Origin of the sequence: Mycobacterium sp. 1274761.0 (assembly GCF_001668615.1) — a bacterium.
Classification (GTDB): domain Bacteria; phylum Actinomycetota; class Actinomycetes; order Mycobacteriales; family Mycobacteriaceae; genus Mycobacterium.
On sequence record NZ_LZMC01000109.1, the window covers coordinates 151,856 to 177,219 of the forward strand.

A 25,364-nucleotide genomic window follows, 5' to 3' on the forward strand; every position below is an offset into this window, starting at 1 on the left:
GAGGCTCCCCATGATTCTTCTCGGCGTCGGCATCAGCATCGCGGTCGTCGTGTTCGTCGGTTTCCTGGTGTCGAAACGCATCGCCGGCGACAGCGCCAACTTCCTCGTCGGCGGCCGCACGTTGCCGCTCATGTTGGTAGGCGGCGCGCTGATGGGCTCGGCCGTCGACACCAACGCCACGCTCGGAAACACGGACCTGGCAGCGCAATTCGGTTTCTGGGCGGGCGCATGCCTGCCGTTCGGGCTTGCGTTGTGCCTGTTACTGACCGGCGTGTTCTTCGCCAAGCCGATGAACCGGATGGGGTTGACGTCGTTCCCCGACTATTACCGGCTGCGCTTCGGGCGTGCGGTGGAAGCGGTGGCGTCGTTGATGCTCATCATCGGCTTCTGCCTGCTGGTGGCGGGCAATCTGGTTGCCGGCGGATTTCTGTTCAACTACTTCGTCGGCATCCCGTACTGGCTGGGCGCCGTGCTCGTCGCCGTCCTTGCGGTCGCCTACACCGGCACCGGCGGCCTGATCGCCGATGCCTACACCGCGATCATCCAGATGGGCATGGTCTTGTGCGGCGCGGTGGGTCTCTTGATCTGGATGGCGGTCACCCACGGCATCGCCATAGCCGACGGCACTGGTCCGCTCGACCTGGGGCAGATGACCGATCCGGCCCAGGGCGCGACCGTCAACTGGGCGACGTTGATCGCGCTGGGCATCGGTGACATCGTCGCGATCGACTTCATGCAGCGCGTGTTCGCCGCCAAATCCCCTGAGACGGCGCGTCGGGCCTGCTTCGGCGCCGCGGCAGGGGTAGTGGCGATATGCATCCCGTTCGGTCTGGTCGTGCTGTCGGCCAAGGCGTTTCTTCCCGAACAGCTCGACGGGCCAATTCTTTTCGTGCTGCTGGACCACTACGCCCCGGTCGTTCTGACGATCATCGTGCTGTGCGGTCTCGTCGGCGCATCGATGAGCACCGCCAACGGCGCCATCCTCGCGATCTCCAACGTGTCGGTGCGCAACCTCGGTGGGGTCAGGCGCGTGCACGTTCCCGGTCAACGTGACCCGTTGCTGTGGTCGACCCGCATCGCCATGGTTCCCGTGACTGTCTTGGCGATCCTCGTTGCGATCTACGTCAAGCAGACCGGCATCTTGCTGACGCTGGCCTTCGACCTTCTGCTGGCGTGTCTCGTAGTCCCTTTCATCCTCGGGCTGGTGTGGCGTAAGGGCACGGCTGCAGCGGCGCTGGCGTCGATCGTCGTGGGGCTCTCGGTGCGGTTGGTGTTGTTCGCGATGACGCCCACGATGTACGGCCTCGACAACACGATCTTCTACGTTCCCAACAACGTCATCGACGCGTCGTTCGACGGCTGGCCGACATTCATCGCGTTCGGCGCGTCGCTGATCACTTATTTGGCAATCGCTTTAGTCACGCCGCGGTCAGCCGTGCGTGGACTCGACATCCGGGTGGCCGAGGATGTCGATGACGCGCTGGAGGAGTCGGTCGAGGTGGCCGAGACGGCTGAGCCGGCGGTCAGGATGGAGGCGGGGCAACAGTAGACCAGGGCACGGTCAGAACACCGTCGCGCATGCGGCGGCGAGGCGGCTCCACGGGCCAGGCGTTGTCGCGCAACATGTTCAGCATGGCGCGCCAACGCTCCCGTGGCCCGAACACGCCGTGACCGGCCACGCTGGCCCACGCGTGGTCGGCGGCGGCCAATAGCGTGTTGATCGGCTGACCCGAAACATTCTGGTGGATAAGCGCTTTGGGCAGCCGCTCGGCGAGGTCGGAGGGCCTGTCGACGGCGAACGGGTCGCACGCCAGCGTCAGGCTGACCGGCCCATCACCGTCGAGCAGCACCCAGCAACAGCGCCTACCAAGCTCATCGCAGGTGCCCTCGACGATCAGACCGCCGGGCGCCAACTGTGACCTCATCAGTGACCAGGCCTCATCTACGGCGTCCTCCGGGTACTGCCTCAACACGTTGAACGCCCGCACCAGCACAGGCCGGCGACCGGCCAGCTCGAAGCCGCCGAGGCCGAACTCGACTGTGTCATTTTGCGCGGCCAGGGCCGCACTGACCCGTGCCGGGTCGATCTCCAGGCCCAGCACCCGCACGTCCGAGCGCACCATCCGCAGCCGGCTTGCGAGCTCCAGGGTGGTGACCGGAAGCGCGCCGTAGCCGAGATCGACGACCAGCGGGTCGGCGGCGGACTGCAGCGCGGTGCGGACCCGCGGCGAATGCACGAGCCAGCGGTCGCAGCGGCGGAGCCGATTGTGGCCGGTGGTACCCCGCGTCAGTTGTCCGACAGGGGCGCCCATCACTCGATTTTAGGGCTGGCCCCGCGGTTTCCCGCGATCCACGCCGTCCGGACGGCCATAATTCTAAGCTTGTCCGAACGAGAGTGTCGTTCTACTGTGATCAGGTGTTTGAGGTTGAGCGGCACGTGCCGACGGCGTTGCGAAAGCGCTACGAAACCGAAGGCTGGTGGACATCGCAGACCCTCGGTGACCTGCTCTCGGGGGCGGTGCAGGCGCGTCGAGAGACAGCTTTCCAGGTGCACTCGGCTGTCCGGCCGTTCAGCGGCACGTTCGGTGACGTCGAACTGCTTGCCCGCCGTCTCGCCGCCGGACTGCGCGCCCGCGGGGTCGGCGCGGGCGATGTGATCGCCTTCCAACTGCCGAACTGGGTGGAGGCCGCCGCGACGTTCTGGGCCGCGACGTACCTGGGTGCCGTCGTCGTGCCGATCGTGCACTTCTACGGGCGCAAAGAGCTGGGGCACATCCTGCGCACCGCCAAACCGACGGTGTTCATCACCGCTGCGGAGTTCGGCAGGATGCGCTACGAACGCGACGTGTGCGCCGACGTGCCGATCGTCGGCGTGGTCGGGCAGGACTTTCAGAAGTTACTTGCCGACGAGCCGATGGCCGGCATCGTCCCGACCGACCCGGCAGGCCCGGCGCTGATCGCGTTCACCTCGGGCACGACACGTGACCCGAAAGGTGTGGTGCACAGCCACCAGACGCTCGGCTTCGAGATCCGTCAGCTTGCGCAGAACCACCCGCATAACCCCAACGGAACCGTGATGGCGCTTCCGGTCGGGCATTTCATCGGAATGCTCGGTGGCGTGCTGTGTCCGGTTCTGGAAGGCGTGCCGATACATCTGTGCGACGCGTGGGATCCCAGTACCGTGCTGGCGCTGATGAAGAGCGACGGCGTGGGATTCGGCGGCGGCCCGACGTATTTCATCACGAGTCTGCTCGACCATCCCGAGTTCACCGACGACCACCTAAGGTATATGCCGTATCTCGGGCTCGGTGGCTCGGCCGTTCCGCCTGCGGTGACGCGACGGGTGACGGACCTCGGCCTCGTCGTCACCCGGTCCTACGGCAGCACAGAGCATCCGTCGATCACCGGCGCGAAACCCGATGCGCCGCTGGAGAAGAGACTGCTCACCGACGGCACCGCCCGGCCGGGGGTGGAGATCCGTCTTGCACCAGACGGTGAAATCCTCAGCAGAGGACCCGATCTGTGTCTCGGCTACCTCGATCCGGAGATGACAGCCAAGGCGTTCGACGCCGATGGCTGGTATCACACCGGCGACATCGCGGTGATGGACGACGAGGGGTACCTGACGATCACCGATCGCAAGGCGGACATCATCATTCGCGGCGGCGAGAACGTCAGCGCGCTGGAGGTGGAGGAGACGTTGCTGGGCATGCCGGAGGTGGCCGAGGCAGTGGCGGTGGCCGCACCCGACCCACGATTCGGCGAGCGGGTGGTGGCGGTGCTGCGGATCAGGCCGGGCCGACAGATGCCGACCCTGGACGAGGTTCGCCAGCACTTCGGCGCCGCGGGGCTGGCACGGCAGAAGTGGCCGGAAGAACTCCGCGAGGTCGCGGATTATCCGCGCACGGCGAGTGGCAAGGTACAGAAATATCTTGTCCGACAACAGGTTCAACATTCCCTGATGACAGAAGTGTGAGGAGCGGGCAAGTGGCTGGACGGGTGGAAGGCAAAGTGGCCTTTGTTACAGGTGCTGCGCGCGGTCAGGGTCGCAGCCACGCGGTGCGGCTGGCCGAGGAGGGCGCCGACATCATCGCGATCGACGTATGCCGTCACATCGAGAACACGCCGGAACCGGCGCCGACTCCCGCCGATCTCGCCGAAACCGCCGACATGGTCAAGGCGCTCGATCGCCGCGTCGTCACCGCCGAGGTTGACGTGCGCGACTTCGATGGGCTGAAGAGTGCCCTTGTCAGCGGAGTCGAGCAACTGGGCAGGCTCGACATCGCGGTAGCCAACGCGGGCATCGGCACACCGGGTGCCATGCTCGACGACATGGACGAGCCGCGCTGGCAGCAGATGCTCGATATCAACCTCAGCGGCGTGTGGAAATCAGTGAAGGCCGCCGTGCCGCACATCAAGGCCGGGGGCCGAGGCGGCTCGATCATCATGACCAGTTCGGTGGGCGGGCTGAAAGCCTATCCGCATGTCGGCCATTACGTGACCGCCAAACACGGTGTCGTCGGCTTGATGCGCACCTTCGCGGTCGAGCTGGGCCAGTTCTCGATCCGGGTGAACTCTGTGCACCCGACACACGTCGGCACCGACATGCTGCTCAACGAGTCGACGTACCGCTCGTTTCGGCCGGACCTGGACAATCCAGGCCCGCAGGACATCGAGCCGATCTGCAAGATGTTCCATATGTTGCCGATCCCGTGGGTGGAGGCGACCGACATCAGCAATGCGGTGTTGTTCCTGGCATCCGACGAGGCGCGCTACATCACCGGTGTGCCGCTGCCCATCGATGCGGGTAGCTGCCTGAAATGACCGGAGCGTTCGACGGAATTCGGGTCGTCGAGCTCGCGCAATGGGTCTTTGTGCCCGTCGCCGGCGCCCTGCTGGCGGACTGGGGCGCCGACGTCATTCGTGTCGAACGACTCGACGGCGACCCGTACCGCGGGCTCGCCACCCAAGGTATCGGTGCCGACCGCGGGGGCGTGAATCTCTCGATGGCACTTGCTAATCGGGGCAAACGGTCGGTCGCTCTCGACCTTCGCCAACCGCGCGGCCTCGAGGTGCTGCACGACCTGCTGGCGACTGCGGACGTCCTGCTGACCAGTCTGCGCCCAGGCGCCCTCGACCGCCTTGGCCTCGGCGCAGATATTGTGCGGGAACGCCACCCGCACCTGGTGTATGCGCGCGGCCACGGCTTCGGGGTGAACGGGCCTGACGCCAACCAACCCGGCTACGACAGTTCGGCGTTCTGGGCCCGCGGGGGTGTCGGGCACATGCTCACCCCGGCCGAGCGGGACTATCCGATCAGTCAGCGCGGGGCGATGGGTGACCGAAACGGTGCGATGGCACTGGCGTTCGGCATCTCGGCGGCGTTACTCAAGCGCACACGTACCGGCCAAGGATCTGTCGTCGACGTGTCACTGCTGGCCACCGCCATGTGGATGCTGTCCTCAGATCTGCTTGCTGCGCTCAACGGCGGTGAGGCGCAACCTGTTTCGGGTCGGGGTGCGATGGTCAATCCGCTCACGGCCACTTACCGCACCAAGGACGGCCGCCATGTCCAGCTGATGTTCATTCAGGGCGACCGCTACTGGGCCGACTTCTGCCGCACGATCGGGCGGCCCGATCTGAGTGACGACGAACGGTTCGCCGACATGGCGGCGCGACGAACCAACGCCGCGGCGTGTATCGCCGAACTGGACTCGGTGTTCAGAGGCCACACGCTCCACGAATGGAAGCAGATCCTCGCGGCCCTCGATGCCCCGTGGTCGCCGATGCAGACCATCCACGAGGTGGTCGACGACCCGCAGGTGCTGGCCAACTCTTACGTGGGCGAAGTGGAGACTGGCCACGGGTCGTCATATCGATTGCCCACCGTCCCAGTGCAATTCGATGGCCGCCCGCCCGAGCTGCGCAGGGCTCCGGAACACGGTGAACATACCGAGGCCGTCCTGGTCGAACTCGGCTACGAGTGGGACCGCATCGGCGCGTTGGTTGATGCAGGTGTGATCCCGTGACGTCGCAGCGGCCCGCTCCGGTGCCCGACGAATCGTCGGCGCCGTTCTGGGCCGCTGCCGCGCAACACATCCTGACCGTGGCACGGTGCGGACGGTGCGCCACTTTGACCTTGCCGCCGGATGTGGTGTGCACGGTGTGCGGCTCCACCGATCCCGACTACGAGTTCACGGTGGTGAGCGGGCGCGGCGTCATCCGGTCGTGGACGGTGATCCGGCAGTCGTTCCTGCCCGGCTTCGACGTTCCGTTCGTGCTTGTCGACGTGGAGCTCGCCGAACAGGCCGACCTCCGCCTGATCGGCAGGCTGCTCGACGGCGTCCAGGCGAACCTGAGCATCGGTGCACCCGTGCGGGTGGTGTTTGAGGACCTGACTGCCGAAATGGCTGTTCCGGCATTCGTATTGGTGGACGTGTGAACACCGGAGTGGCCATCGTCGGCTACGCAAACAGCGCCGTAGAGCGGCGCTCACCGCGCCCACTGGGCGCGATCGCGGTCGACACGGCACGCGCCGCGATCACCGACTCCGGGCTGACGGTGGACCGCCTCGACGGATTCGTCAGCTCCAGCATGTTGCCGAGCGCGGGCGGGCACCAGGCCGTCGACGGCGTCAGCATGGTCACCTCGAATTGGCTGGCGCGCAGCCTCGGCGCGAGCCCGGCATACGTCGCGGGCTTCGACGGCATCGGCCAGATCAGCGGTTCGGTCGGTTTGGCCGTCAACGCGGTGGTCAGTGGTGCTGCGGACTACGTCCTGGTGCACCGCGCGCTGCACAACCCGGCCGGTAGCTATCACGCCAATGCCGTGCGCGAGGCCCGAGGCGCGCAGCAGTGGACTGCGCCGCAAGGGTTCTTCGGCCCGCTGGCGATGATCGCACTGCCATACACCGAGTACCTGCAACGCTACGGCGCCCAGCGCGAGTCGATGGCCAGCGTCGTCACCGAGGCGCGCAAGAACGGTGCGCGGCTGCCCTGGTCGTACTGGCGTGACCGGCGGCTGTCAGTTGACGATTACCTCGCCGAGCCCACCATCGCCGACCCGATCTGCCGATTGGATTGCGACATACCGGTCGACGGGGTGGCCGCATTCGTCTTCACCTCCGCCGAACGTGCGCGGGATCTGCCGAACCGGCCCGTTTATGTGGCCGGCTACGCCGCGAGTTCGGGTGGTCGACGGCGGCTGCCGCTGCACTGGCCACTCGACGACATCATCGACGGTGGCGCCGACACCGTCGGTCGGTTGTGGCAGCGAACGGGTCTGAGCATCAACGATGTTGACCTGCCCCAAGTCTACGACGGCTTCTCTCCGCTGGCGTGGTTCTGGCTCGAGGCGCTGGGCATCTGCCCGATCGGCGAGGCGCACCGCTTCATCGACGCGGGCGGTATCGACAGCGACCGGCCCGGATCAGTGCCTGCGCTTTCCGGTGGCGGTGCGCTCGGCAACGGCCGGATGCACGGTGTCCCACAGATGCTCGAATGCTATCTGCAACTATCCGGCCGCGCCGGAGACCGGCAGCGCGACGCGTCGGTGGGCATTGCCTGTCAGGCCGCACCGCACTTCGGTGGTCTGGTGGCTTACACGGCTGCGCTGCTCTAGGCCTAGTGTGGCAGGAGGTCCTCGACATTCTGCGGCGGTGGTGCACCGAGATCGCTCTGCTGATAAAGGTTTCCGTCGGGCCCGACGTAGCGGCCGGTGTTCGGGTCGTAGTTGGCGACACCGGTCTTCGGCGGCATCGGTGTGCCCTCGACGGGCGCGGTGGTGTTCGCGTTCACGTCGATCCGGCTGTCGGGCGGAACGCCCTGCGCGATCAGATTGGGGTCGAAAGGGTACGGCCCGAGCACGTGCTGGCGCATCGCGATCGGCTGGTATGGTCGGTCGCTCTTGCAGAGCTCCACCGTCGGGGCGCGCTTGCCGGGTTGATCCATGCACGGGTTGTTGCGCACGCCGCGTACCGCGATAGGGGAGTCCTGTGGCAGCTTACAGTACAGATCGTCAGGGGTGTCGATCACGGATTCGTCTGCGGGGGAACGCCATTGGTTCGGTGGAAGGAAACCCACCGTGCACGGCGGCGGATCGCCGTTCATCAGCGCGAAACCGCCCAGCGACAAGCCGGTGGGATTGTTGATCGGCGAGAGCGCGCCGAATCCACCGATGTAGGGCGGCAGCAGGACCAGCAGTTGGCGCAGCGCCGGGTTGTACGTCACCCCCACCTCGCCGACGGAGGACAGGTTCGCCAACAACACCGGCAGCGTCGGCTTGACCTGGTCGAGCAGCCGCCACACCTCGTCGGCTGCGCCCGATCCCGCCGTTAGCAACGTGCGTAGGTCGTCGTCATTGCGCACTACCTGACCGGTGACTCCGTTGAGGTTGCGCGCCCAGGTCCGCAGCTGGTCGACGCTTCGGGCCTGCGAGTCCAGCAGCGGCGCGCTGTCTTCGATGAGGGCTCGCGTCTGGTCGGCCGTTGCGTCCGCGTCGGCGGCGATTCGCGAGCCCGAGTCGAGCAGCGAGCCGACGTCGTAGCCGGCGCCGTCGAAGGCGTGGAACGACTCGTCGAGCAGGCCGGACAACTTCTGCTTCGGCACACTGCCGACGAGTGCGTTGAGCTGATCGAGCACTGGACCGACTCTTTGCGGCACGGTGGTGTTCTCCTTCAGGATTACCGTGCCGTCGGCGAGATAGGGCGGCCCACCGCTTCGCGGTATGAGGTCGACGTACTGCTCGCCGACCGCCGACACGCTCCGCACATTCGCTTGCACATCGCGCGGTATCTGCGGCGGATCGTCAAGCGAGAGAACGGCCGTCGCGCCGGTGGCGGTGGGTTCGACGCTGGTGACCTTGCCGATCTGCACGCCGCGATAGGTCACGTTGGCGAACCGGTACAGCCCACCGGTGTTCGCAAGTTGCACAGTGACCTTGATGTGCCCGATGCCCAGCAACGTCGGCACCTGCAGATATCCGAATACCATCACCGCCGTGCCGATTACGGAGGCGATCGTGAACACGATCAGCTGGGTCCGCACGAACCGGGTCAGCATCAGAACGGCCCTGCGAAGATCGCTGCCGACTGGGTCGCGAGCACCGGCGGAGGTGTGATTGGCAGCACCGCCTCGACCGGAGCAGGGGCAGCGGGCTGCGTCCCCTCCTGCGGCGGTGGCGCCGCACCCGCGCTCAGCGGCGCGTAGGTGTAGTTCGAGGGCTTCGGATCACCGGGCGCCGGGACCATCCGGGCGGTCGGATCGCCCCACCGAGTGCCCAAGAAGATCGAGCGTTTCAGCCGGGGATAGGTGAGGTCCATGGTCGCGAAGATGTTGATGTAGTCGCCCCGGATGGCACGGTCGACGAAGTTCTGCGAAAAGGGGAAAGTCGGGATGTAGGCGAGCACGGTGCCGAGTTGCGGGCCGACATCGGCGAGTGCTTTCAACGTCGGCTCCAAATTGGTCAAATTCTCGACGAGATCGTCTTTCGTGCTGTTGACCAATTGCGTTGCGGTGTCGCAGAATTGACCCAGTTTCTGCATCGCCGTGACGAGCCTCGCGCGCTCGGCGAGCAGCACGTCGAGGGCACCGGGGATGGTCTGCAATGCCTCCGTGATGTCGTTCTTCTGGTCGGCCAACGTCGTGGTCAGCCGGTCCAGCGCGGTGATCGTGTCACTGAATCGATGCCTCTGCTCGTCGACCACCCCGACGAGAGTGTTCAACCGCGAGAGCAGGTCACGAATGTCGTCTTCGCGACCCGACAGCGCGACGGCGGTGCTGTGGATGAAATCACCGATCTGCCCCAGCCCACCGGCATTGGTCACCACTGACAGTGACGAAAGCGTCTGCTCGGTCGACGGATACGTCGACGACCGGTTGAGGCCGATGGTGGCGCCGGGAGCGAGACGCCCCTTGGGTGGCTCGCCTAGCGGCGGGTCGAGGGCGAGGTGCATCGAGCCGAGCAGGCTGGTTTGTCCGATGGTGGCGACTGCGTTGGCCGGCACGACGACGTCGGGCTTGACCCGAACGTCGACGACCGCGTGCCAGTTCGATGTCTTCAACCGGCCGACGCTACCCACCACGACGTCGTCGAGCATCACCGGCGAATTCGATTCCAGCGTACCGACATTGGTGATAAGAACATGGTAGAGGTCGCTGTCCGGACCACTGGCCACCGCGCCGGGCAACGGCAACGAGTTCACACCTCCGAATGCGCACGACGAGGCGGTGATCGCAACCAGGCCAGCGGCTGCGGCGCGCCGCATTGCTCGCATGCTCATGACGGCGGCGCCTCGGCGGGTAGTAACAGATCGGGCAGCGTCGGGCCGGGCGTCGAGCTTGCGGCGCCGGCAGGCGGCGCTCCGAAGCCCGGCGGCGGGGGTACGTCACCGGCGCCGGTGTAGGCCGACACCGCGGGCGGCGGTTCGGGAGCATCGGGCGGGCCGGCGGGGCCGGCCTCGGCGAGCGAGGGGTCGGTGTAGGACAGCTTGTCCGGGGTGACAGAGGGCATCAGGAACGGATTCAACGGCGGCTGCGGCAGGATATTGAAGTTGAGTAACCGCAGTGCGGGGCCCAGGTACTGCGCGCACAGCTTCCCGGTCTCGGACGCCGTGACGTTCTCGATGGCGCCGATAGCCGAACAGATGAACGCGACCGGGTTGGCGAAGTTGGCGAACACGAAGGTGCCGAGGCCGCCGGGCACATTCGGGTTGAGGATGTTGTAGGCGTTGGCGAACGCTGTCGGCGCGACGTGAAGGATGTTCTCCAAGTCGGTGCGATGGTCCACCAGGACCTGAGTCGAATTCGCCAGGCGCTGCACCTGTTCGCTGGTCTTATCGCGGGTGTTGGCGACGAAGCGCTGAACCTCGCCGACGGCGATGGCGAGCTCAGTCATCGCGGCATCGAGATCGCTTCTGCTGTCGTCGAGTACGGCGCTGAAGGTGGCCAGCCGGTCGGAGAACAACACGAGATCGTCGCTGCTGTCACGCAGGGCGGTGACGAAGGTCTGCAGGTTCTTGATGGTGGCGACGACGTCGCCGCTCCCCTCGGACAGGATGCGGGCGAGCTGTGAGAGCTGGGCGAAGGTTTGCCGCAGTTTGTCGCCGTTGCCCGCCATCGCGTTGGCGGCGCTGTTGATGAACCGGCCCGCCGAGCTGGTCGACAATGTGCTGTCGGGACCGAGTTCGGTTGCCAGCCTGGATAATTGGGTCTTGACCTCATCCCACTCGATCGGAACGGCGGTCCGGTCGGCCGCAATGACATCGCCGTCGCCCAGCCGCGGTTGGCCGGGACGGTAGAGCGGCGCCAGCTGTACGTACCGCGCTGCCACCAGGTTCTGCGCGACGATCACCGCTCGGGCGTCGGCGGGCACCGCTACCCCGTGGTCGACCTGCAACGTGACTGCGGCGTGGTCGGGCTGGGGTGTGACCGCGGCGATGGTGCCGACCTTCACCCCCGCGACGCGCACCTCGTCGCCGGGGTACAGTCCGGTCGCCGACGAGAAGTACGCCGTGATGGTTTGCGGGTGGAACCACTCCTGGCGCACCACCACAGCGCTGCCCGCGATCAGGATGAGGGCCAAGGCTATCAGCAGCGCGCCGCGCATCCGCCGACTCACCGTGTCCCTCCTGGAATTCCGTTGTGGGGCCAGGGGAACAGTGCGCGCGGCATGTTCGGGTCGCCGCGCCTGAATCCGAATGCGTAGTCGAGGAACGGCTGCAGCAATTGGGGCGGTATGAGATTGGGAACGTAAGCGTTGTAGTACGCACCGCTGGAAACCGATTCGCTGGTGGTCATTTCGAATTTCTTGAGGCCGGGCAGAGCCTTGGCCAGGTTGTCGTGGTTGCGCTCCAGCATCGCCGTCACCGCGTTGAGTCGATCCAGCGTCGGGGCGAGTTCGGCCTCGTTGTCGTGCACCAGGCCCGTCAGGTTCTTGGCCACTGCGGCGGTGTTGGCGAGCAGCGCGCTGATCGCGTTGCGGCGCTCGACGAGGACGGCCAACAGATCGTTGGCGTTGAGGATGAGCGTGTTGACCTGCTGGCTGCGTTCGCCGAGCACCTCGATTACCGAGGCCGCATTGTGCAGCAGATCGGTCAGCGTCTCGCTGCGGCTATTGAGCGACCTGGCCAACCGTGTCAGGCCGTCGAACGTCGGACCCAGTTGCGGCGCAACCTGATCTAAGGTAGCCGAAAGAGTGTCGAGGGACTGGTTCAGCGCGGCGGTGTCGTTCGCCGCGACGTTGGTCGTGAGGTCGTTGACGGCCTCGTTGAGGGAGTACGGGGACCCTGTCCGCGACAGCGGGATGATGTCGCCGACCCCCATCCGTCCGCCGCCCGCGGATTCAAGGGTCACGATTCGCGCACCTAGCAGTGAGCCGGTCCTGATATGGGCTTTGGTCTGGTCACCGAGACGCACTGTGGCCCTGATGACGAAGGTGACGAGAGCGCCGTGCTCGCCGAGTGCGACGTCGGTGACGGACCCGACCGAAGTGCCAGCTAACTGGACGTCGTTGCCGGTGGTGAGTCCGCCCGCGTCGGCGAATTCGGCCTGGTACCGGATACCCGCCGCCAGGTCGACCAGCCGCTCGGGCTGCAGTCCGACCCCGACCACGAGGAGCGCGAGGACGATCCCGATGACGCCCGCCCGCCGCAGAGCCGGGTTGTTGCGGTACCTATTCATCGGGCTCGGCGCACCTGCCGTCCCGCTGCTTGATGAAGGGAAACACCGCGGTGCGTCCCTGCAGATCCGACACCCGAACGCTGACGCCGCACAGGTAGTAGTTGACGAAGCTGCCGTAGGACCCGACCCTGGCCAGCTTGCGGTAGTTCTCCGGGGCCCGCTGTATCGACTTCTCGATGAGGTCCTTGTCCTTGTCCAGAAGCGGCGCAACACGGTTCAGCTGGTCGACCGTGCCAGCCAGTGGCGAGCGGGCGTTGCTCAGCAGGTCGGCGACCGATGCGGTGCCGGCGCTCAGCGAATCGATCGCGGCGCCGATCGTGTCTCGGTCTGCGGCCAGTTCGGTGGTCAGCCGCTCGAACTTGTCGAGGGCGCCGGAGAACTTCTGCCCCTGCTCGCCGAGTGTGGCCAGGACCGTGTCGAGGTTGTCCACGAGGCTCTGCAACGCCGAATTGTTGTCGGCCAACGTGTTCGAGAACGAGGAAGTGCGGTTCAGCAGGGACTGCAGGGTGTCGCCTTGGCCCTGGAAGATCTGCAGCAGCGCCTCGGTGAGCGCGTTGACGTCGCGCGGATCGAGACCGCGGATGACGGGTTTCAGCCCACCGAGCAACAGGTCGAGGTCGAGCGCGGGCTGGGTCCGGTCGACGGGGATCTGCGAACCGCGAGGTAGCGTCTGGGCCGGCCCGGGGCCGTCGAGGAGTTCGAGGTAGCGATCGCCGACCAGGTTGAGGTAACGCACCGCGGCGCGCGAGCCCGTCGTCATCACCACGTCGTCGTCGGCGTCGAAGGACACCACGACGGTGCTGTCGTCGCGAAGCGTCACTGAGTCGACGGTGCCGACCCGCACGCCGGCCACCCGCACGGAATCACCCGCCTTGAGGCTCGAGGCATCGGTGAACACCGCGGAGTAGCCGCGCGTCGAACCTCCGCGGAACTCCCCGAAGATGAGAAAAAGGCAGCCGGTCAGCAGCACCGTCACAATAGCGAAGGCGCCGAACCGTAAAGCCATGCCGCGCATGCTCATCCGGGTTGTCCCCATTGGGCGGTATTGCGCGGCGGGCCGTCGACCGGGCCGAACAGCCATTGCTTGAGGCCGTCGGAGTTCAACAGTATTCCCGCGTTTCCGTAGCCGGCGGAGTTCATCCCGACATCAGCGACGACCTTGGCCGGATAGGTGTCGTACTGGATCGGGAGCTGGCCCGTACATTGCGGTCCGCCCGAGGCCGCCACCTTTGGGAGGTCCTGCGGGTATCGGTACCGTTCGATGCCCAACGTGATGGCGCCGAGGTCGTAGACACCCGGAACCGGGTTGGGCGGCTTCCGGACGAAGTCGATCATTCCGGTCAGTGCACAGTTGAGTGCCTCGTGGTATTCGTTGGTCAACGCCGTCGTAGGCACCAGAAGGTGCGTCAGGTTGGCCAGCGCTCCCGAATTGGTACCCAGCACGTCGGTGCCGACGTCGGCCAGGCCGGTGGTCGACACCAGGAAGCGGTCCAGGTTGGACTTCTCGTCGACGACGGTGCGGCTGATGGCGGTGACGTTGCGCAGGAGCGCCATCAAGTCCGGCGCGGCATCGGCGTATGCGGTGGTGACGTCGGGGAGGGTCTGAAGTTCGGTGCCCAGTTGCGGATAGCTCGGTTCGATCGTGGCCAGAAACGAGTTGAAGTCGGTCAGCGAGCGTCCGAAACTCTGTCCCCGGTCGCCGAACGCCATAGAAACGGCGCCGAGGGTTTCATTGAGCTTGGCCGGATCGATATGGGATAGAACGGCATTGAGTTGCTGGAAGATGGTGTTGACTTCGACCGTCACGTGGTCCGAATCGATCACCTGACCGGCGCGCAGATGGGCCGGTGACGGATTCTCGGGTGCCCAGATCTCCACCGACTTCGCGCCGAACACCGTTGCCGAGCCGACCTCGACATGGGCGTTGGAGGGCACGATCGACACTCGAGCCGGATCGATGGCCAATTGCAGCGCCGCTCGACCGTCGGAGGTCTCGTTGACCGCGGACACGGTGCCGATCTGCGCGCCGTTGAATTTCACGCGCGCGCCGGGAGCCATGAGCAGCCCGGCGCGGTCGGAGACGACGGTGACGGTCTCGCTGCTGGTGAAGTCACCCTGGAATTGCGCCGCGGCCGCTATCACCACGCCGGTGAGCACCACGATGGTGACGAACCCCGTTATCGGTCGGCGGTAACTTCGGGCGCCGAAATCGCGGCCGGGCTCCGGCGCGACCGGAGCGGCGGTCGTGGCGGCGCTCGAACTCCACTTCCTCATATGCGGCGAATCGACCAATCTCCGACCGTCAACAGGCCTCCCCACTACTGTGACAGAAATCTCATATTTGTCGCGACGAGAAGAGTACACAAGCAATATCGCTGTTGCAATCTCCTTTAGACGAGAATATGGTTCTATCGCGATCAGCATGTTAGGAGCCGGAGTTGGCAATTCTCGCCGAACAGCGGACGTACGTCGCGGGTGAGTGGGTGACCGGCGACGACATGGTCGGCGTCGAGAATCCGGCCGACGAAAGCCATGTCGCCGACGTATCGGCCACTCCGCCCACCGAGGTCGAGAGGGCGATCCGAGAGGCCCGCCGAAGCTTCGACACAGGTGCGTGGGCAGACCTGTCGGTCCCCGACCGGGCACGCGTGCTGGGCGAGCTGATCGACTACATCGCGAGCAGTGCCGACACCTTGATTCCGACCCTCGTCGCCGAGGCGGGCCAGTCGACGCGGTTCGCCGAAATGACGCAGTTGAGGGCCGGCGTCGCCCTCGCCCGCCAAACCCTCGACCTCTACCTCGCGATGAAACACGAGGAGGCAAGCCCCGTCCCCGTCGACGACCTGGTCCGCGGCCGTGTCGCCTTGAGCATCCGCCGCCATGAACCGGTGGGCGTCGTCGCGGCGATCACCCCGTACAACGCGGCGCTGATCATGGGCTTCCAGAAGCTGATACCCGCCCTGATGGCGGGAAACTCCGTCATTCTGCGGCCGAGTCCGTTGACCCCGATCTCTTCGCTGATCTTCGGGCACGCCGCCGACGCTGCCGCTCTGCCGCGGGGCGTGTTGAGCGTGGTCGTCGAATCCGGCACTGCGAGTGCGGAATTGCTCACCAGCCATCCCGCCGTCGACATGGTGTCGTTCACCGGTTCCACGGTCGCCGGCCGCAGAATCCTCGCCCAGGCCGCACCGACGGTGAAGCGCGTCTCGCTCGAACTCGGTGGCAAGTCGGCCCAGATCTATCTGCCCGACGCCACCCATCGTGCCGCGATGGGTGCGGCCATGGTGGTGATGAGCACGGCTGGCCAAGCGTGCGTCGCCGCCACCAGGATGCTGGTGCCCGAGGAGCAGCGGGAGCAGGTGCTCGAGGCGGTCAGCGGTGTGTACAGCTCGATCAAGGTCGGCCCGCCGACCCAGGCCGACGCCGCAATGGGCCCGGTGATCAGTGCAGCGCAGCGGGAGAAGTGCGAGCGGCTGGTCGAGGCGGCCGAGGACAACGGCGCCAAGGTGGTGTGCGGTGGCGGCCGACCGGCCGGACTCGATCGCGGCTACTACTTCGAACCGACTGTCCTCGACGTGCCGGACAACTCGAATCCCGCGGCGCGAGAGGAGATCTTCGGCCCGGTGCTAGCCGTGCTCGGCTACCGGGACATCGACCATGCGGTCGAAATCGCCAACGACAGCATCTATGGCCTGTCGGGCCAGGTGTACGGCGCGGACGTGTCTGCCGCCGTCGGGGTCGCGCGTCGGCTGCGCACGGGCGCCGTCAACGTCAACACAACCGTGTTCTCCGCTTACGCCCCCAGTGGGGGATACAAGCAGAGCGGGCTGGGCCGCGAGCGCGGACCCGACGGGATCCGCGAACTTCAGGAAGTCAAGCACATGTCGATAGGGGAGCTTTCACAATGACCATCACCGAAGCGCGTAGCGAAACCGTCGAGAATGACAGCGCTGGAATCGATTTGAACTGGCTGATTTCTGTCGATGACCACATCCTGGAACCGCCGAATCTGTGGGTGGACCGCGTCGCGAGCAAGGACCGGGACAAAGCGCCGCACATGGAGAAGGGCGACGACGGTGTCGATATGTGGGTGTATGACGGCAAGCGCTACCCCAACTCCGGCCTGTCCGCGGTCGTGGGCAAGTCCAAGGAGGAGTTCAGTCCGGAGCCGCTGTCGTATGCCGAAATGCGGCCGGGGTGTTACGACGCCAAGGCGCGCGTCGAGGACATGGACCGCTCCGGTGTGCTTGCCTCCCTGTGCTTTCCGACCATCACCCGGTTCTGCGGCCAGCTCTTCATGGAGGCCAGCGACCGCAAGTTCGGCTTCGAATGCCTTCAGCACTACAACGACTGGCTCGTCGAGGAATGGTGCGGCGCCGCCCCGGGACGCTACATCCCACTGATGCTGATCCCGATGTGGGACCCGAAACTGGCCGCCAAGGAAATGGAGCGGATGGCGGCCAAGGGTGTGACAAGCTTCGCGTTCTCCGAGAATCCGGAGCCGTTGGGGCTGCCCACTATCCACGATGCCGACGGGTACTGGGAACCGGTGATGGCGGCGGCGAACGAGCTGGAGATGGTCGCCAGCATGCACGTGGGGTCGTCGTCACAGCTGCCGAAGATCTGTAAGGACGCGCCCTTCATGGCCAACCTCACCTGGGGGGCGTCGCGTACCTCGGGAACCATGCTGTCGTGGTTGTTCAGCGGAATGTTCCAGCGCTACCCGAAGCTCAAAATCGCCCTGTCTGAGGGGGAGGTCGGCTGGATGCCCTACTTTCTGGAGCGGGCCGAGCAAGTGTTGGACAAGCAGCGCTACTGGGTGATGCGCGGGGCGAAATTCGACACGCACGCCGGGGCGGGTCAGGCGATCGACCTGGACACCCTCGACATCCGGGAGACGTTCCGCAACCACATCTACGGGTGCATCATCGAGGATCGGCACGCGGTCAAGAGCCTGGACGAGCTCGGCGAGGAGAACATCATGTGCGAAACCGATTACCCGCATTCGGATTCCACGTGGCCGAACTGCATCGAGGTCGCGCGCAACACGATGAGGGACCTGCCGGCTGAGGTCCAGTACAAGCTGCTGCGCGGCAACGCCGAACGGCTATACCGCTTCACCCCGGCCGAACCGCCCGCGCCGACGACGACGAGTGCATGAGCCGTGGCGAAAAGGCTTGATGGCAAGAGCGCCATCGTCACTGGAGCCGGCTCCGGGGTTGGCCGGGCCTCGGCGCTGCGGTTCGCGGAGGAGGGCGCACGGGTGATCATCGCCGACATCGATCTCGACCATGCCAAGGAGACGGTCGGCCTCGTCGAGGCCGCGGGCGGCTCCGCGGTCCCGGTCGGCGTGGACGTCGCCGACGAGGAGCAGGTGCGTGGGATGATTTCTGCGGCGGTCGACTGGTTCGGCAGGCTCGACATCTGTTTCAACAATGTCGGTATCCCCACGCCCCGGCTCGGGATGACGTTCGAGGATCACACCCTCGAGGACTTCAATCGCCTGGTCGCAGTCAACCTCGGGGGCGTGTTCCTCGGCTGCAAATACGCTGTACTGCAGTTCAAGAAGCAGGGTGACGGCGGGGTCATCCTCAACACCGGATCGGTCGCCGGGCTGGTGTCGTGGGGCGGCTCCGTGTACGGCGCGACGAAAGGCGGCGTGCTGCAACTGACCCGAGCCGTGGCGATCGAAGGTGCTCCGTTCGGGATCCGATGCAATTCGATCTGCCCAGCGGCCATGCCGCTGACCGGTTTCATGGCCGCGGGAGGCCTCGAGATCGACGACGCGCAGCAGGCGGCGATTGCCGACAAGGTCGGCGCCCAGCATCCGCTAGGTAAGGCGATCACCGCCGAGGACTGCGCGGAGGCGGCACTGTATCTCTGCTCTGACGCGGCGCGCAACATCACCGGGGTGGGGCTACCTGTCGACGGTGGATACGTGGCCAGATGACCGTCACCCTGGACCGGGACAGACTGCGGGAGCTGTTCGACCTGCGCAGCTCCTACAACTCGCTGAGCGGTGGTACCTACCGAGACGATCCGTATCCCGTGTGGCACCGGCTGCGCGAACAAGGACCGGTGCTGCCGGGCATTCTGCACGAGCTGACCGGTTGCACCGACCCGATGTACTTCCACGGCCTGCCCTACGCCGACCGCCCCCATTTCACCACCTTCGACTACGAGACTTCGTTTGCTGCGCACCGGGATCCGGATGTCTTCGCCTCCTCGCCCGAACCTGTCGACATCGACGGCGGTCCGTTGACCATCACCAACAGCATGCTGTCGATGGACGGTCCGCAGCACCGGCGTTACCGAGCGCTGGTTCAGCCGTCCTTTCTGTCGTCGAACGGGAGATGGTGGGCCGAGAATTGGATCGCGGAAACCGTGCACCTGCTCATCGACGGCTTCGAGCGCGACGGCCGTGCCGAGCTCAACGTCGACTTCTGTGCGGCGATCCCGATCCTCACCATCACCGGTAGCTTCGGGCTGCCTGTCGAGCAGGCACTCGAGGTGCGCGAGGCGCTGACGCACAATCCCGAAAGGGTTGTCGAGCTGATCAAACCGGTGGTCGCAGCGCGGCGGCGCGACCCGCAGGACGATTTGATCAGCGTCCTCGTGCAGGCTGAGATCACCGACGAGGACGGCAGTGTCACGCAGCTGACCGACCGTGAGATCGACTCGTTCGTGCTGCTCCTCCTCGGCGCGGGCTCGGGCACCACCTGGAAGCAGATGGGCACGACGTTGACCGCGCTACTGCAACGTCCCGACATGCTAGAGGCGGTCCGCGAGGACCGGTCGCTGCTACGAGCCGCGATCGAAGAATCCGTGCGGTGGATGCCCACCGACCCGATGTTCTCCCGCTGGGTTGTCGCCGACACCGAACTCGGCGGCGTCGAAATGCCGGCCGGTTCGGTGGTGCACATCAATCTCGGCGCGGCCAACCGTGATCCGGCGCGATGGGACCGGCCCGACGACTACGACATCTTCCGTCCATTACGGCCAAACCTCGGTTTCGGTCAAGGTGCCCACATCTGTCTGGGCATGCACGTGGCCCGCACCGAGATGGCGGTGGCGATCGAGGCACTGCTGGACCGGCTGCCCACGCTTCGTCTGGACCCCGATGCCGAGCCGCCGCGGTTCGTCGGCATGTATGAGCGCGGTGCGACCGCGATCCCCGTCGTCTTCGACCGCACGTGAACGAAAGACGGAAAGGACCCAATGACCGAACAGGACTACAAGCCGCCGGATCTGGCGCTCGTCGGTGCCGACCACGTCGTCGCCTACCGGGACACCGGCGGAGAGGTCGGCTACTTGTGGAACGGCGTGGCGACGCTGCTGTTGACCGTGACCGGCAGGCGCAGCGGTGCCGCGCGCACCTCAGCGCTGATCTTCGGCCGTGACGGTGACGACTACCTGGTGGTGGCGTCGATGGGAGGGGCACCACGGCATCCGAACTGGTACCTCAACCTGCAAGCCGACCCCCACGCCACGATTCAGGTGCGCGAGGAGCGGATACCGGTGGTGGCCAGCACCGCAGGCGCAGACGAGAAGCCCCGGCTGTGGGCGATCATGACCGGAATCTGGCCGAATTACGACGTCTACCAGTCCCGCACCGACCGGGAGATCCCTGTCGTGAAGCTGTCACCGGCATGACTACCGATAGCATCTCTTCGGTGTCGTGGGTCGATCGGGCCGTGGAGCGGTCGGCGGCCGTACAACGGTCGCGGATGCGTATCGCCGAACAGGTGCGCGTCATGCTCGACGCCGCCCGCAGGCTGATCGCCGCCAAGGGCGACGAGTTCACCACACAGGAGCTGGTCGCCGAGGCCGGCGTCGCTTTGCAGACGTTCTACCGCTACTTCTCCAGCAAGGACGAATTGCTGCTCGCAGTGATCGGCGACGCCATGACCGAGGCGTGTGAACGGTGGGCGCAGACGGTTGCAGACATGCCCGATCCGCTGGAGCGGGTGCGCTACCTGCTCCTGACTACGCTGGAGCGCCTGGAGGGTGACCCGCACAACGCCGCGATGTCCCGCTTCGTCGTGTCCATGCGGTGGCGGCTGCACCGGCAGTTTCCCAAGGAACTCGCCGAGGCGGAGAAGCCGTTCGTCGACCTGCTGCGCACCGAGCTGAATGCGGCCGTGGCGGCAGGGCAGCTCAATCCTCCTAATTCCGAATGGGATTCGTGGTTCATCACCGAGCTGGTTCGGGCCGTCTACCACTACTACGCCTTCGCCGAGCACAACACCGCCGAGATGGATGTGGTCAAGCAGCAGTTGTGGCGGTTCTGCCTGACCGCGCTCGGCGGCCGCGTCCAGTCCTGACACTCCTTTCCGACGCACCGGAAACGTCTCTGCCCGCCCAGCCGAAAGGTATTGGTCAATGACCGATTTCGATTTCGACACCATGGACTTCTTCACCAACCCAGCGTTCGTTCCTGACCCCCATCCGTACTTCGATCATCTGCGCCAGATGGGGCCGGCGGTGAAAGAACCCCATCACGGCGTCGTGGCGGTCACCCGGTACGGCGAAACGCTCGAGGTCTTCAAAGACGCCGAGCAGTGGTCGAACTGTGTGTCAGTGGGTGGACCGTTCGCCGGACTGCCGTTCACCCCGGAAGGTGACGACATCAGCGAGCAGATCGAGGCGCACCGCACGCAGATGCCACTGCATGAGCACATGGTGGCTATGGATCCGCCGAACCACACACGCGCCAGGTCGCTGCTGACCCGACTGTTGACGCCGAGCCGGCTGAAGGCGAACCAGGATTTCCTGTGGGAGCTCGCGGACCGACAACTCGACGAGTTCGTCGGTGCCGGGGAGTGCGAATTCCTCACCGCATACTCGAAGCCGTTCTCGCTCTTGGCGATTGCCGACCTCTTGGGCGTCCCGCGGGAAGACCATGATGAGTTCCGCGCCGCATTGGCAAGCCCACACTTGATGGGCAATCTCGAGGGCGATACCGCCGCAATCAACCCGCTGGAGTTCCTCGACGAGAAGTTCAGCGCCTACATCGAGGAACGGCGCGCCGAACCCCGCGACGACGTGCTGACCGACCTCGCCCAGGCCAGCTACCCCGACGGCTCGCAGCCGGCTGTCAAGGAAGTGGTGCGTACCGCGAGCTTCCTGTTCGGCGCCGGTCAGGAGACCACGGCCAAGTTGCTCGGCGCGGCCATGCGCATCCTGTGTGAACGGCCCGAACTGCAGAAGGCTCTGCGCGACGATCCCAGCCTGGTGCCGATCTTCATCGAGGAAACGCTGCGGATGGAGAGCCCGGTGAAAACACAGTTCCGCCTTGCGGTCCGGTCGACGTCTCTGGCCGGTGTGGATATTCCGGCAGGCACGATCGTGATGCTCTCTGCGGCGGCGGCCAATCGGGACCCGGAGAAGTTCGCATGCCCGCATGAGTTTCGGTTGGACCGCAAGAACGTCCGCGAGCAGGTGGCGTTCGCACGCGGTGCGCACTCCTGCCCCGGCGCTCCGCTTGCGCGGGTGGAGGGTCGGGTCTCACTGGAACGAATACTTGCGCGCATGACCGACATTGCCGTCGACGAGCGATTCCACGGCTCAACCGACGAGCCCCGGTTCACCTACGAGCCGACCTTCATCCTGCGTGGGCTGATCGACCTGCATTTGCGATTCACCCCGGCGCGATGAGACCAGCGGTCGCGTTGTGCGCAGTGCCGGTGATCGCGGTGCTCGGGGCGCCGGTGGTGCATGCCGACGCCGCCCTCAACGGCACGTACGCCGCGGTGTCCAACGGCGAATGGGCCGCGACCAACGACGTCTTCCACGACGAGGTCACCACCCGCAGCACCTGGACCATCGAGATGTCGTGCAGTGACGTCGTGACCTGCAGCGGCACGGTGACCAGTGATGCGGGCTGGACGGCGGGCATCTCGACAACCACCGGGGAGTACCTCGTCAAGCGGGAGTTGTCGAACTGGGAGCCGTGTGCAGATGGGCGTTTGTTCACCGGCCACCAGCGCTACCAGTTCTATCCCGTCGATCAGTCCGCCGGCTTCTCGCCGGGTTCGCATACGTTCGCCGGATTCGACAGGACGTCGGGTGACAGTGGCAATTGCAGCATCAACGAAAGACTCGAAATCGAACTGCCGTTCCGGCTGGAGAAGCTGGACTGAGCGCGGAGGTGAATCATGCCGGTGAGCAGGCTCGACGACCTACCGGCCGGTGGCGGCGGCCGCTGGCCGTTGTGCGGCAGCGGTTTTCGATCCGCCCAGTGGGGCGATATGGAGGTCGGCTACACCACCACCGGAGTCGGCGACCACACAGCGCTGTATCAGGGTCTGCCCGGCGGGGTATGCCCGTGCCCTCATTACGGGTACGTGTTTACCGGCCGCATCCGCTGTCATTACCCCGGCTCCGATCGGCCGGACGAAGTCGCCAGTTCCGGTGAGGCGTACTTCTTTTCGGCCGGGCATGTGCTGATCTACGAAGAAGACACGAAAGCGCTGGAGCTGCACCCCGCCGCGGAGCTGCAGACGCTGATGGACCACATCGAATCGGTGGCCCGCCGACACGTCGATAGCCGCGACAACCGCTAGTGGTGCTTGTTGATCCAGTCAGCGGTGAACGCTTCTTCGGCATCGAAGAGTTGCTTGATGTGATGCAGGATCAGGTCTTCCAGAGCGCCGCCGATGAGCGGGATGAACACCTTGCAGACGCTGACGAGACGAAGCTCGCTGCCGGTGTCGGTTTCGGTCAGCAGGTATTTGCCGCCGAATCGGCCCGGCCCGTGCGGCACGCTGGCCCGGTACGTGCCGGTGCCGCGCTTGTTCACGTGGTCGTACGGGTCGAAATGCTGCTCGCGCGTGATGATCATGTCCCCTGGCATGACGCTGCGCGCGATCGGCGGAAGGTACATGCGTGGCAGGTTCTGCTTGAAGACGATGTCGGTGCCCGACCCGTCGGAGGAGAACGTGGTGATCTCGGACTGCGGCGTCAGAAATCGGTACGCGTCCATCAGGGTTTCCCAGTAGACGCGGCTGGTGAAGTCGCCGTAGATCTTCTCGGCGGGCGCGCCGAACGCGATCCTGTAGTCCATCCGTCGCGCCATAACACCAGGTTAGAAGAGCGTTAAAAGTTTTCCTTGATCCACGCCGTGGTGAAGCGCTGCTCGGCGATCAGAAGCTCGACCAGTTGGCTGCCGATGAAGTTCTCGACTTTGCCGCCGACAAGCGGGATGCGCACCTCGACGGTCGCGGTGAACTGCAGGCGCGCGCCGCCATTGTCGGTCGGCGCGAGCTCCGCCTTGCCCGTCAGCGACACAGGCGCACCGGGAATCGCGCCCGTCACGGTGGCCGTCGCCGTGCCGTCGGTGACCGGGGTCCATGTCTCCTCGCGAACGATAGACAGGTCGCCGGGGTGGAACTGCGTCACGATGCCGGGCAGCCGGTCGACGCGCAACACCTGCGTGGTCACGACATCGATGCCGCCATCCTTGGCGACCGTCATCTCGTCCAGCGTGGCCTGATCGGCGCCCGAATCGGCCAACCGCTGCAGCCAGTACGCCCGATCGCCGAATGCCCGGTGGACCTGTTCGACGCTGCCCTCGTACTCGGCGGCCATGTCGAATGATCGGGGCATAGCTGGCCAGGCTACCGTTACGGGCCGTGGTCAGTTCGCGCCTAGGGGGTGTGGCGGTCGCCGAACGCGTCCCGCTCGCACCGCTGACCACGCTGCGCGTCGGTCCGGTCGCCCGACGGTTGATCACGGCCGAGACCACCGAGCAGATCATTGCCGTGATCCGCGCCCTCAACGGCGACCGCGCGCTGGTGCTGGCGGGCGGCTCCAACGTCGTGCTGGCCGATGACATCCCGGAGCTGACGGTGGTCCGGCTGGCCAACACGGGAATCAGCATCGACGGCCACATCGTGCGGGCCGAGGCCGGCGCCGTCTGGGACGACGTCGTAGTCGCCGCAATCGAGCACGGACTCGGCGGCCTCGAATGCCTGTCGGGCATCCCGGGTTCGGCAGGTGCGACGCCGGTGCAGAACGTCGGTGCGTACGGCGCCGAGGTCGCCGACACGATCCAACGGGTCAGGCTGCTCGACCGTGCTACCGGCGAGGACCGGTGGGTCGACGGCGCCGAACTCGAATTCGGTTACCGGACAAGCGTTCTCAAGCACTCCGACGCGAACATCGTGTTGGAGGTGTCGTTCGCGCTGCACGCCGACGGTCGCAGCGCGCCGCTGCGCTATGGGGAGCTGACCACCGCTCTCGGCGCGCAGGTGGGCGCGCGCAGCGATCCGGCCGCGGTCCGCAAGGCGGTGCTGGCGCTGCGCGCGCGCAAGGGCATGGTGCTCGACGAGGCCGACCACGACACCTGGAGCGTCGGCTCCTTCTTCACCAACCCGGTCGTCACAGCCGCAGACCTCGCGCGGATCCAGCAGCGATCCACCGTCCCCGTGCCCAACTATCCCGCCCCGAACGGGGTCAAGCTGGCCGCGGGCTGGCTCGTCGAGCACGCGGGCTTTGGCAAGGGCTACCCCGGCGACGAGGCTCCCGTGCGGCTGTCGACCAAGCATGCGCTGGCTCTGACCAACCGCGGCCACGCAACCGCAGCCGACGTGATTGCGCTGGCCAGGACGGTGCGCGAGGGTGTGAAGGCCGAATTCGGGATCGAACTCACACCCGAGCCGACCCTGGTCGGGACGCGCCTCTAGG

At 65.8% G+C, this 25,364-nt stretch carries 25 protein-coding genes; 16 read left to right on the top strand and 9 right to left on the bottom strand.

The window, feature by feature from the left end; translation table 11 throughout:
* The first annotated feature begins 10 nt into the window (after window positions 1-10).
* Window positions 11-1,549 (top strand): sodium:solute symporter family protein, encoded by a 1,539-nt coding sequence (locus A5651_RS22775; RefSeq protein ID WP_066986410.1) that lies wholly within the window; start codon window positions 11-13, stop codon window positions 1,547-1,549.
* Here A5651_RS22775 and A5651_RS22780 read toward each other — a convergent pair.
* Window positions 1,524-2,312, bottom strand: a complete 789-nt coding sequence (locus A5651_RS22780; RefSeq protein WP_066986413.1) for a methylase — start codon at window positions 2,310-2,312, stop codon at window positions 1,524-1,526. The genes A5651_RS22775 and A5651_RS22780 overlap by 26 nt on opposite strands.
* A 104-nt stretch (window positions 2,313-2,416) precedes the next feature.
* Here A5651_RS22780 and A5651_RS22785 point away from each other — a divergent pair, with 104 nt between their 5' ends.
* The 5 genes from A5651_RS22785 to A5651_RS22805 are packed head-to-tail and all read left to right on the top strand — an operon-like array spanning window position 2,417 to window position 7,620.
* Entirely contained in the window at window positions 2,417-3,976 is a 1,560-nt protein-coding gene (locus A5651_RS22785; protein ID WP_066986657.1) for an AMP-binding protein, read from the top strand.
* Window positions 3,977-3,987: 11 nt separating this feature from the next.
* A complete protein-coding gene (locus A5651_RS22790; RefSeq protein ID WP_066986416.1) occupies window positions 3,988-4,824 on the top strand; it encodes a mycofactocin-coupled SDR family oxidoreductase in 837 nt (278 codons plus the stop codon).
* A complete protein-coding gene (locus tag A5651_RS22795; RefSeq protein WP_066986419.1) occupies window positions 4,821-6,029 on the top strand; it encodes a CaiB/BaiF CoA-transferase family protein in 1,209 nt (402 codons plus the stop codon). The genes A5651_RS22790 and A5651_RS22795 overlap by 4 nt, the downstream gene beginning before the upstream one ends.
* Complete coding sequence (locus A5651_RS22800) at window positions 6,026-6,442, top strand: Zn-ribbon domain-containing OB-fold protein (RefSeq protein ID WP_066986422.1); 417 nt, start codon at window positions 6,026-6,028, stop codon at window positions 6,440-6,442. The genes A5651_RS22795 and A5651_RS22800 overlap by 4 nt, the downstream gene beginning before the upstream one ends.
* A complete protein-coding gene (locus A5651_RS22805; protein WP_231988796.1) occupies window positions 6,439-7,620 on the top strand; it encodes a thiolase family protein in 1,182 nt (393 codons plus the stop codon). Before A5651_RS22800 ends, A5651_RS22805 begins: the two co-directional genes overlap by 4 nt.
* Window positions 7,621-7,622: 2 nt before the next feature.
* Here the strand turns inward: A5651_RS22805 and A5651_RS22810 are convergent, their stop codons facing one another.
* Genes A5651_RS22810 through A5651_RS22835 form a run of 6 tightly spaced genes read right to left on the bottom strand, consistent with a single transcriptional unit; the run spans window position 7,623 to window position 14,951 of the window.
* Window positions 7,623-9,059, bottom strand: coding sequence for an MCE family protein (locus A5651_RS22810; protein WP_066986428.1), 1,437 nt, complete (start codon window positions 9,057-9,059; stop codon window positions 7,623-7,625).
* Window positions 9,059-10,279 (bottom strand): MCE family protein, encoded by a 1,221-nt coding sequence (locus A5651_RS22815; RefSeq protein ID WP_369803988.1) that lies wholly within the window; start codon window positions 10,277-10,279, stop codon window positions 9,059-9,061. The genes A5651_RS22810 and A5651_RS22815 overlap by 1 nt, the downstream gene beginning before the upstream one ends.
* Window positions 10,276-11,604, bottom strand: coding sequence for an MCE family protein (locus A5651_RS22820; protein ID WP_066986434.1), 1,329 nt, complete (start codon window positions 11,602-11,604; stop codon window positions 10,276-10,278). Before A5651_RS22820 ends, A5651_RS22815 begins: the two co-directional genes overlap by 4 nt.
* 8 nt (window positions 11,605-11,612) lie before the next feature.
* Entirely contained in the window at window positions 11,613-12,677 is a 1,065-nt protein-coding gene (locus A5651_RS22825; RefSeq protein ID WP_066986437.1) for an MCE family protein, read from the bottom strand.
* Window positions 12,670-13,683 (bottom strand): MCE family protein, encoded by a 1,014-nt coding sequence (locus A5651_RS22830; RefSeq protein ID WP_369803989.1) that lies wholly within the window; start codon window positions 13,681-13,683, stop codon window positions 12,670-12,672. The genes A5651_RS22825 and A5651_RS22830 overlap by 8 nt, the downstream gene beginning before the upstream one ends.
* A gap of 11 nt (window positions 13,684-13,694) precedes the next feature.
* Window positions 13,695-14,951 (bottom strand): MCE family protein, encoded by a 1,257-nt coding sequence (locus A5651_RS22835; RefSeq protein ID WP_082943924.1) that lies wholly within the window; start codon window positions 14,949-14,951, stop codon window positions 13,695-13,697.
* Window positions 14,952-15,115: 164 nt separating this feature from the next.
* Here A5651_RS22835 and A5651_RS22840 point away from each other — a divergent pair, with 164 nt between their 5' ends.
* The 9 genes from A5651_RS22840 (at window position 15,116) to A5651_RS22880 (ending at window position 23,242) form a co-directional block, all read left to right on the top strand.
* Window positions 15,116-16,585: an aldehyde dehydrogenase family protein gene (locus tag A5651_RS22840; protein ID WP_066986443.1), complete on the top strand. Its 1,470-nt coding sequence runs from the start codon at window positions 15,116-15,118 to the stop codon at window positions 16,583-16,585.
* Window positions 16,582-17,838, top strand: a complete 1,257-nt coding sequence (locus A5651_RS22845) for an amidohydrolase family protein (RefSeq protein ID WP_066986446.1) — start codon at window positions 16,582-16,584, stop codon at window positions 17,836-17,838. The genes A5651_RS22840 and A5651_RS22845 overlap by 4 nt, the downstream gene beginning before the upstream one ends.
* Window positions 17,839-17,841: 3 nt before the next feature.
* Entirely contained in the window at window positions 17,842-18,627 is a 786-nt protein-coding gene (locus tag A5651_RS22850; RefSeq protein WP_066986449.1) for an SDR family NAD(P)-dependent oxidoreductase, read from the top strand.
* Window positions 18,624-19,874, top strand: coding sequence for a cytochrome P450 (locus A5651_RS22855; RefSeq protein ID WP_066986451.1), 1,251 nt, complete (start codon window positions 18,624-18,626; stop codon window positions 19,872-19,874). The genes A5651_RS22850 and A5651_RS22855 overlap by 4 nt, the downstream gene beginning before the upstream one ends.
* A gap of 21 nt (window positions 19,875-19,895) precedes the next feature.
* Window positions 19,896-20,330, top strand: a complete 435-nt coding sequence (locus tag A5651_RS22860; protein ID WP_066986454.1) for a nitroreductase family deazaflavin-dependent oxidoreductase — start codon at window positions 19,896-19,898, stop codon at window positions 20,328-20,330.
* A gap of 74 nt (window positions 20,331-20,404) precedes the next feature.
* Window positions 20,405-21,001, top strand: coding sequence for a TetR/AcrR family transcriptional regulator (locus A5651_RS22865; RefSeq protein ID WP_066986663.1), 597 nt, complete (start codon window positions 20,405-20,407; stop codon window positions 20,999-21,001).
* Window positions 21,002-21,059: 58 nt separating this feature from the next.
* Entirely contained in the window at window positions 21,060-22,334 is a 1,275-nt protein-coding gene (locus A5651_RS22870; RefSeq protein WP_066986456.1) for a cytochrome P450, read from the top strand.
* A complete protein-coding gene (locus A5651_RS22875) occupies window positions 22,331-22,819 on the top strand; it encodes a hypothetical protein (protein ID WP_066986459.1) in 489 nt (162 codons plus the stop codon). Before A5651_RS22870 ends, A5651_RS22875 begins: the two co-directional genes overlap by 4 nt.
* 15 nt (window positions 22,820-22,834) lie before the next feature.
* Window positions 22,835-23,242: a hypothetical protein gene (locus tag A5651_RS22880; RefSeq protein WP_082943926.1), complete on the top strand. Its 408-nt coding sequence runs from the start codon at window positions 22,835-22,837 to the stop codon at window positions 23,240-23,242.
* Here the strand turns inward: A5651_RS22880 and A5651_RS22885 are convergent.
* Together A5651_RS22885 and A5651_RS22890 are read right to left on the bottom strand one after the other, a co-directional pair.
* Entirely contained in the window at window positions 23,239-23,754 is a 516-nt protein-coding gene (locus A5651_RS22885) for a DUF2505 domain-containing protein (RefSeq protein ID WP_082943927.1), read from the bottom strand. The two genes, A5651_RS22880 and A5651_RS22885, sit on opposite strands and share 4 nt — an antisense overlap.
* A 20-nt stretch (window positions 23,755-23,774) precedes the next feature.
* Window positions 23,775-24,284, bottom strand: a complete 510-nt coding sequence (locus tag A5651_RS22890; RefSeq protein WP_066986467.1) for a DUF2505 domain-containing protein — start codon at window positions 24,282-24,284, stop codon at window positions 23,775-23,777.
* Window positions 24,285-24,310: 26 nt separating this feature from the next.
* Between A5651_RS22890 and A5651_RS22895 the strand changes: the two genes are divergently transcribed.
* The gene (locus A5651_RS22895; RefSeq protein WP_066986470.1) at window positions 24,311-25,363 is read left to right on the top strand and encodes a UDP-N-acetylmuramate dehydrogenase; all 1,053 of its coding nucleotides are present in this window, start codon (window positions 24,311-24,313) and stop codon (window positions 25,361-25,363) included.
* Window position 25,364: the final 1 nt, after the last annotated feature.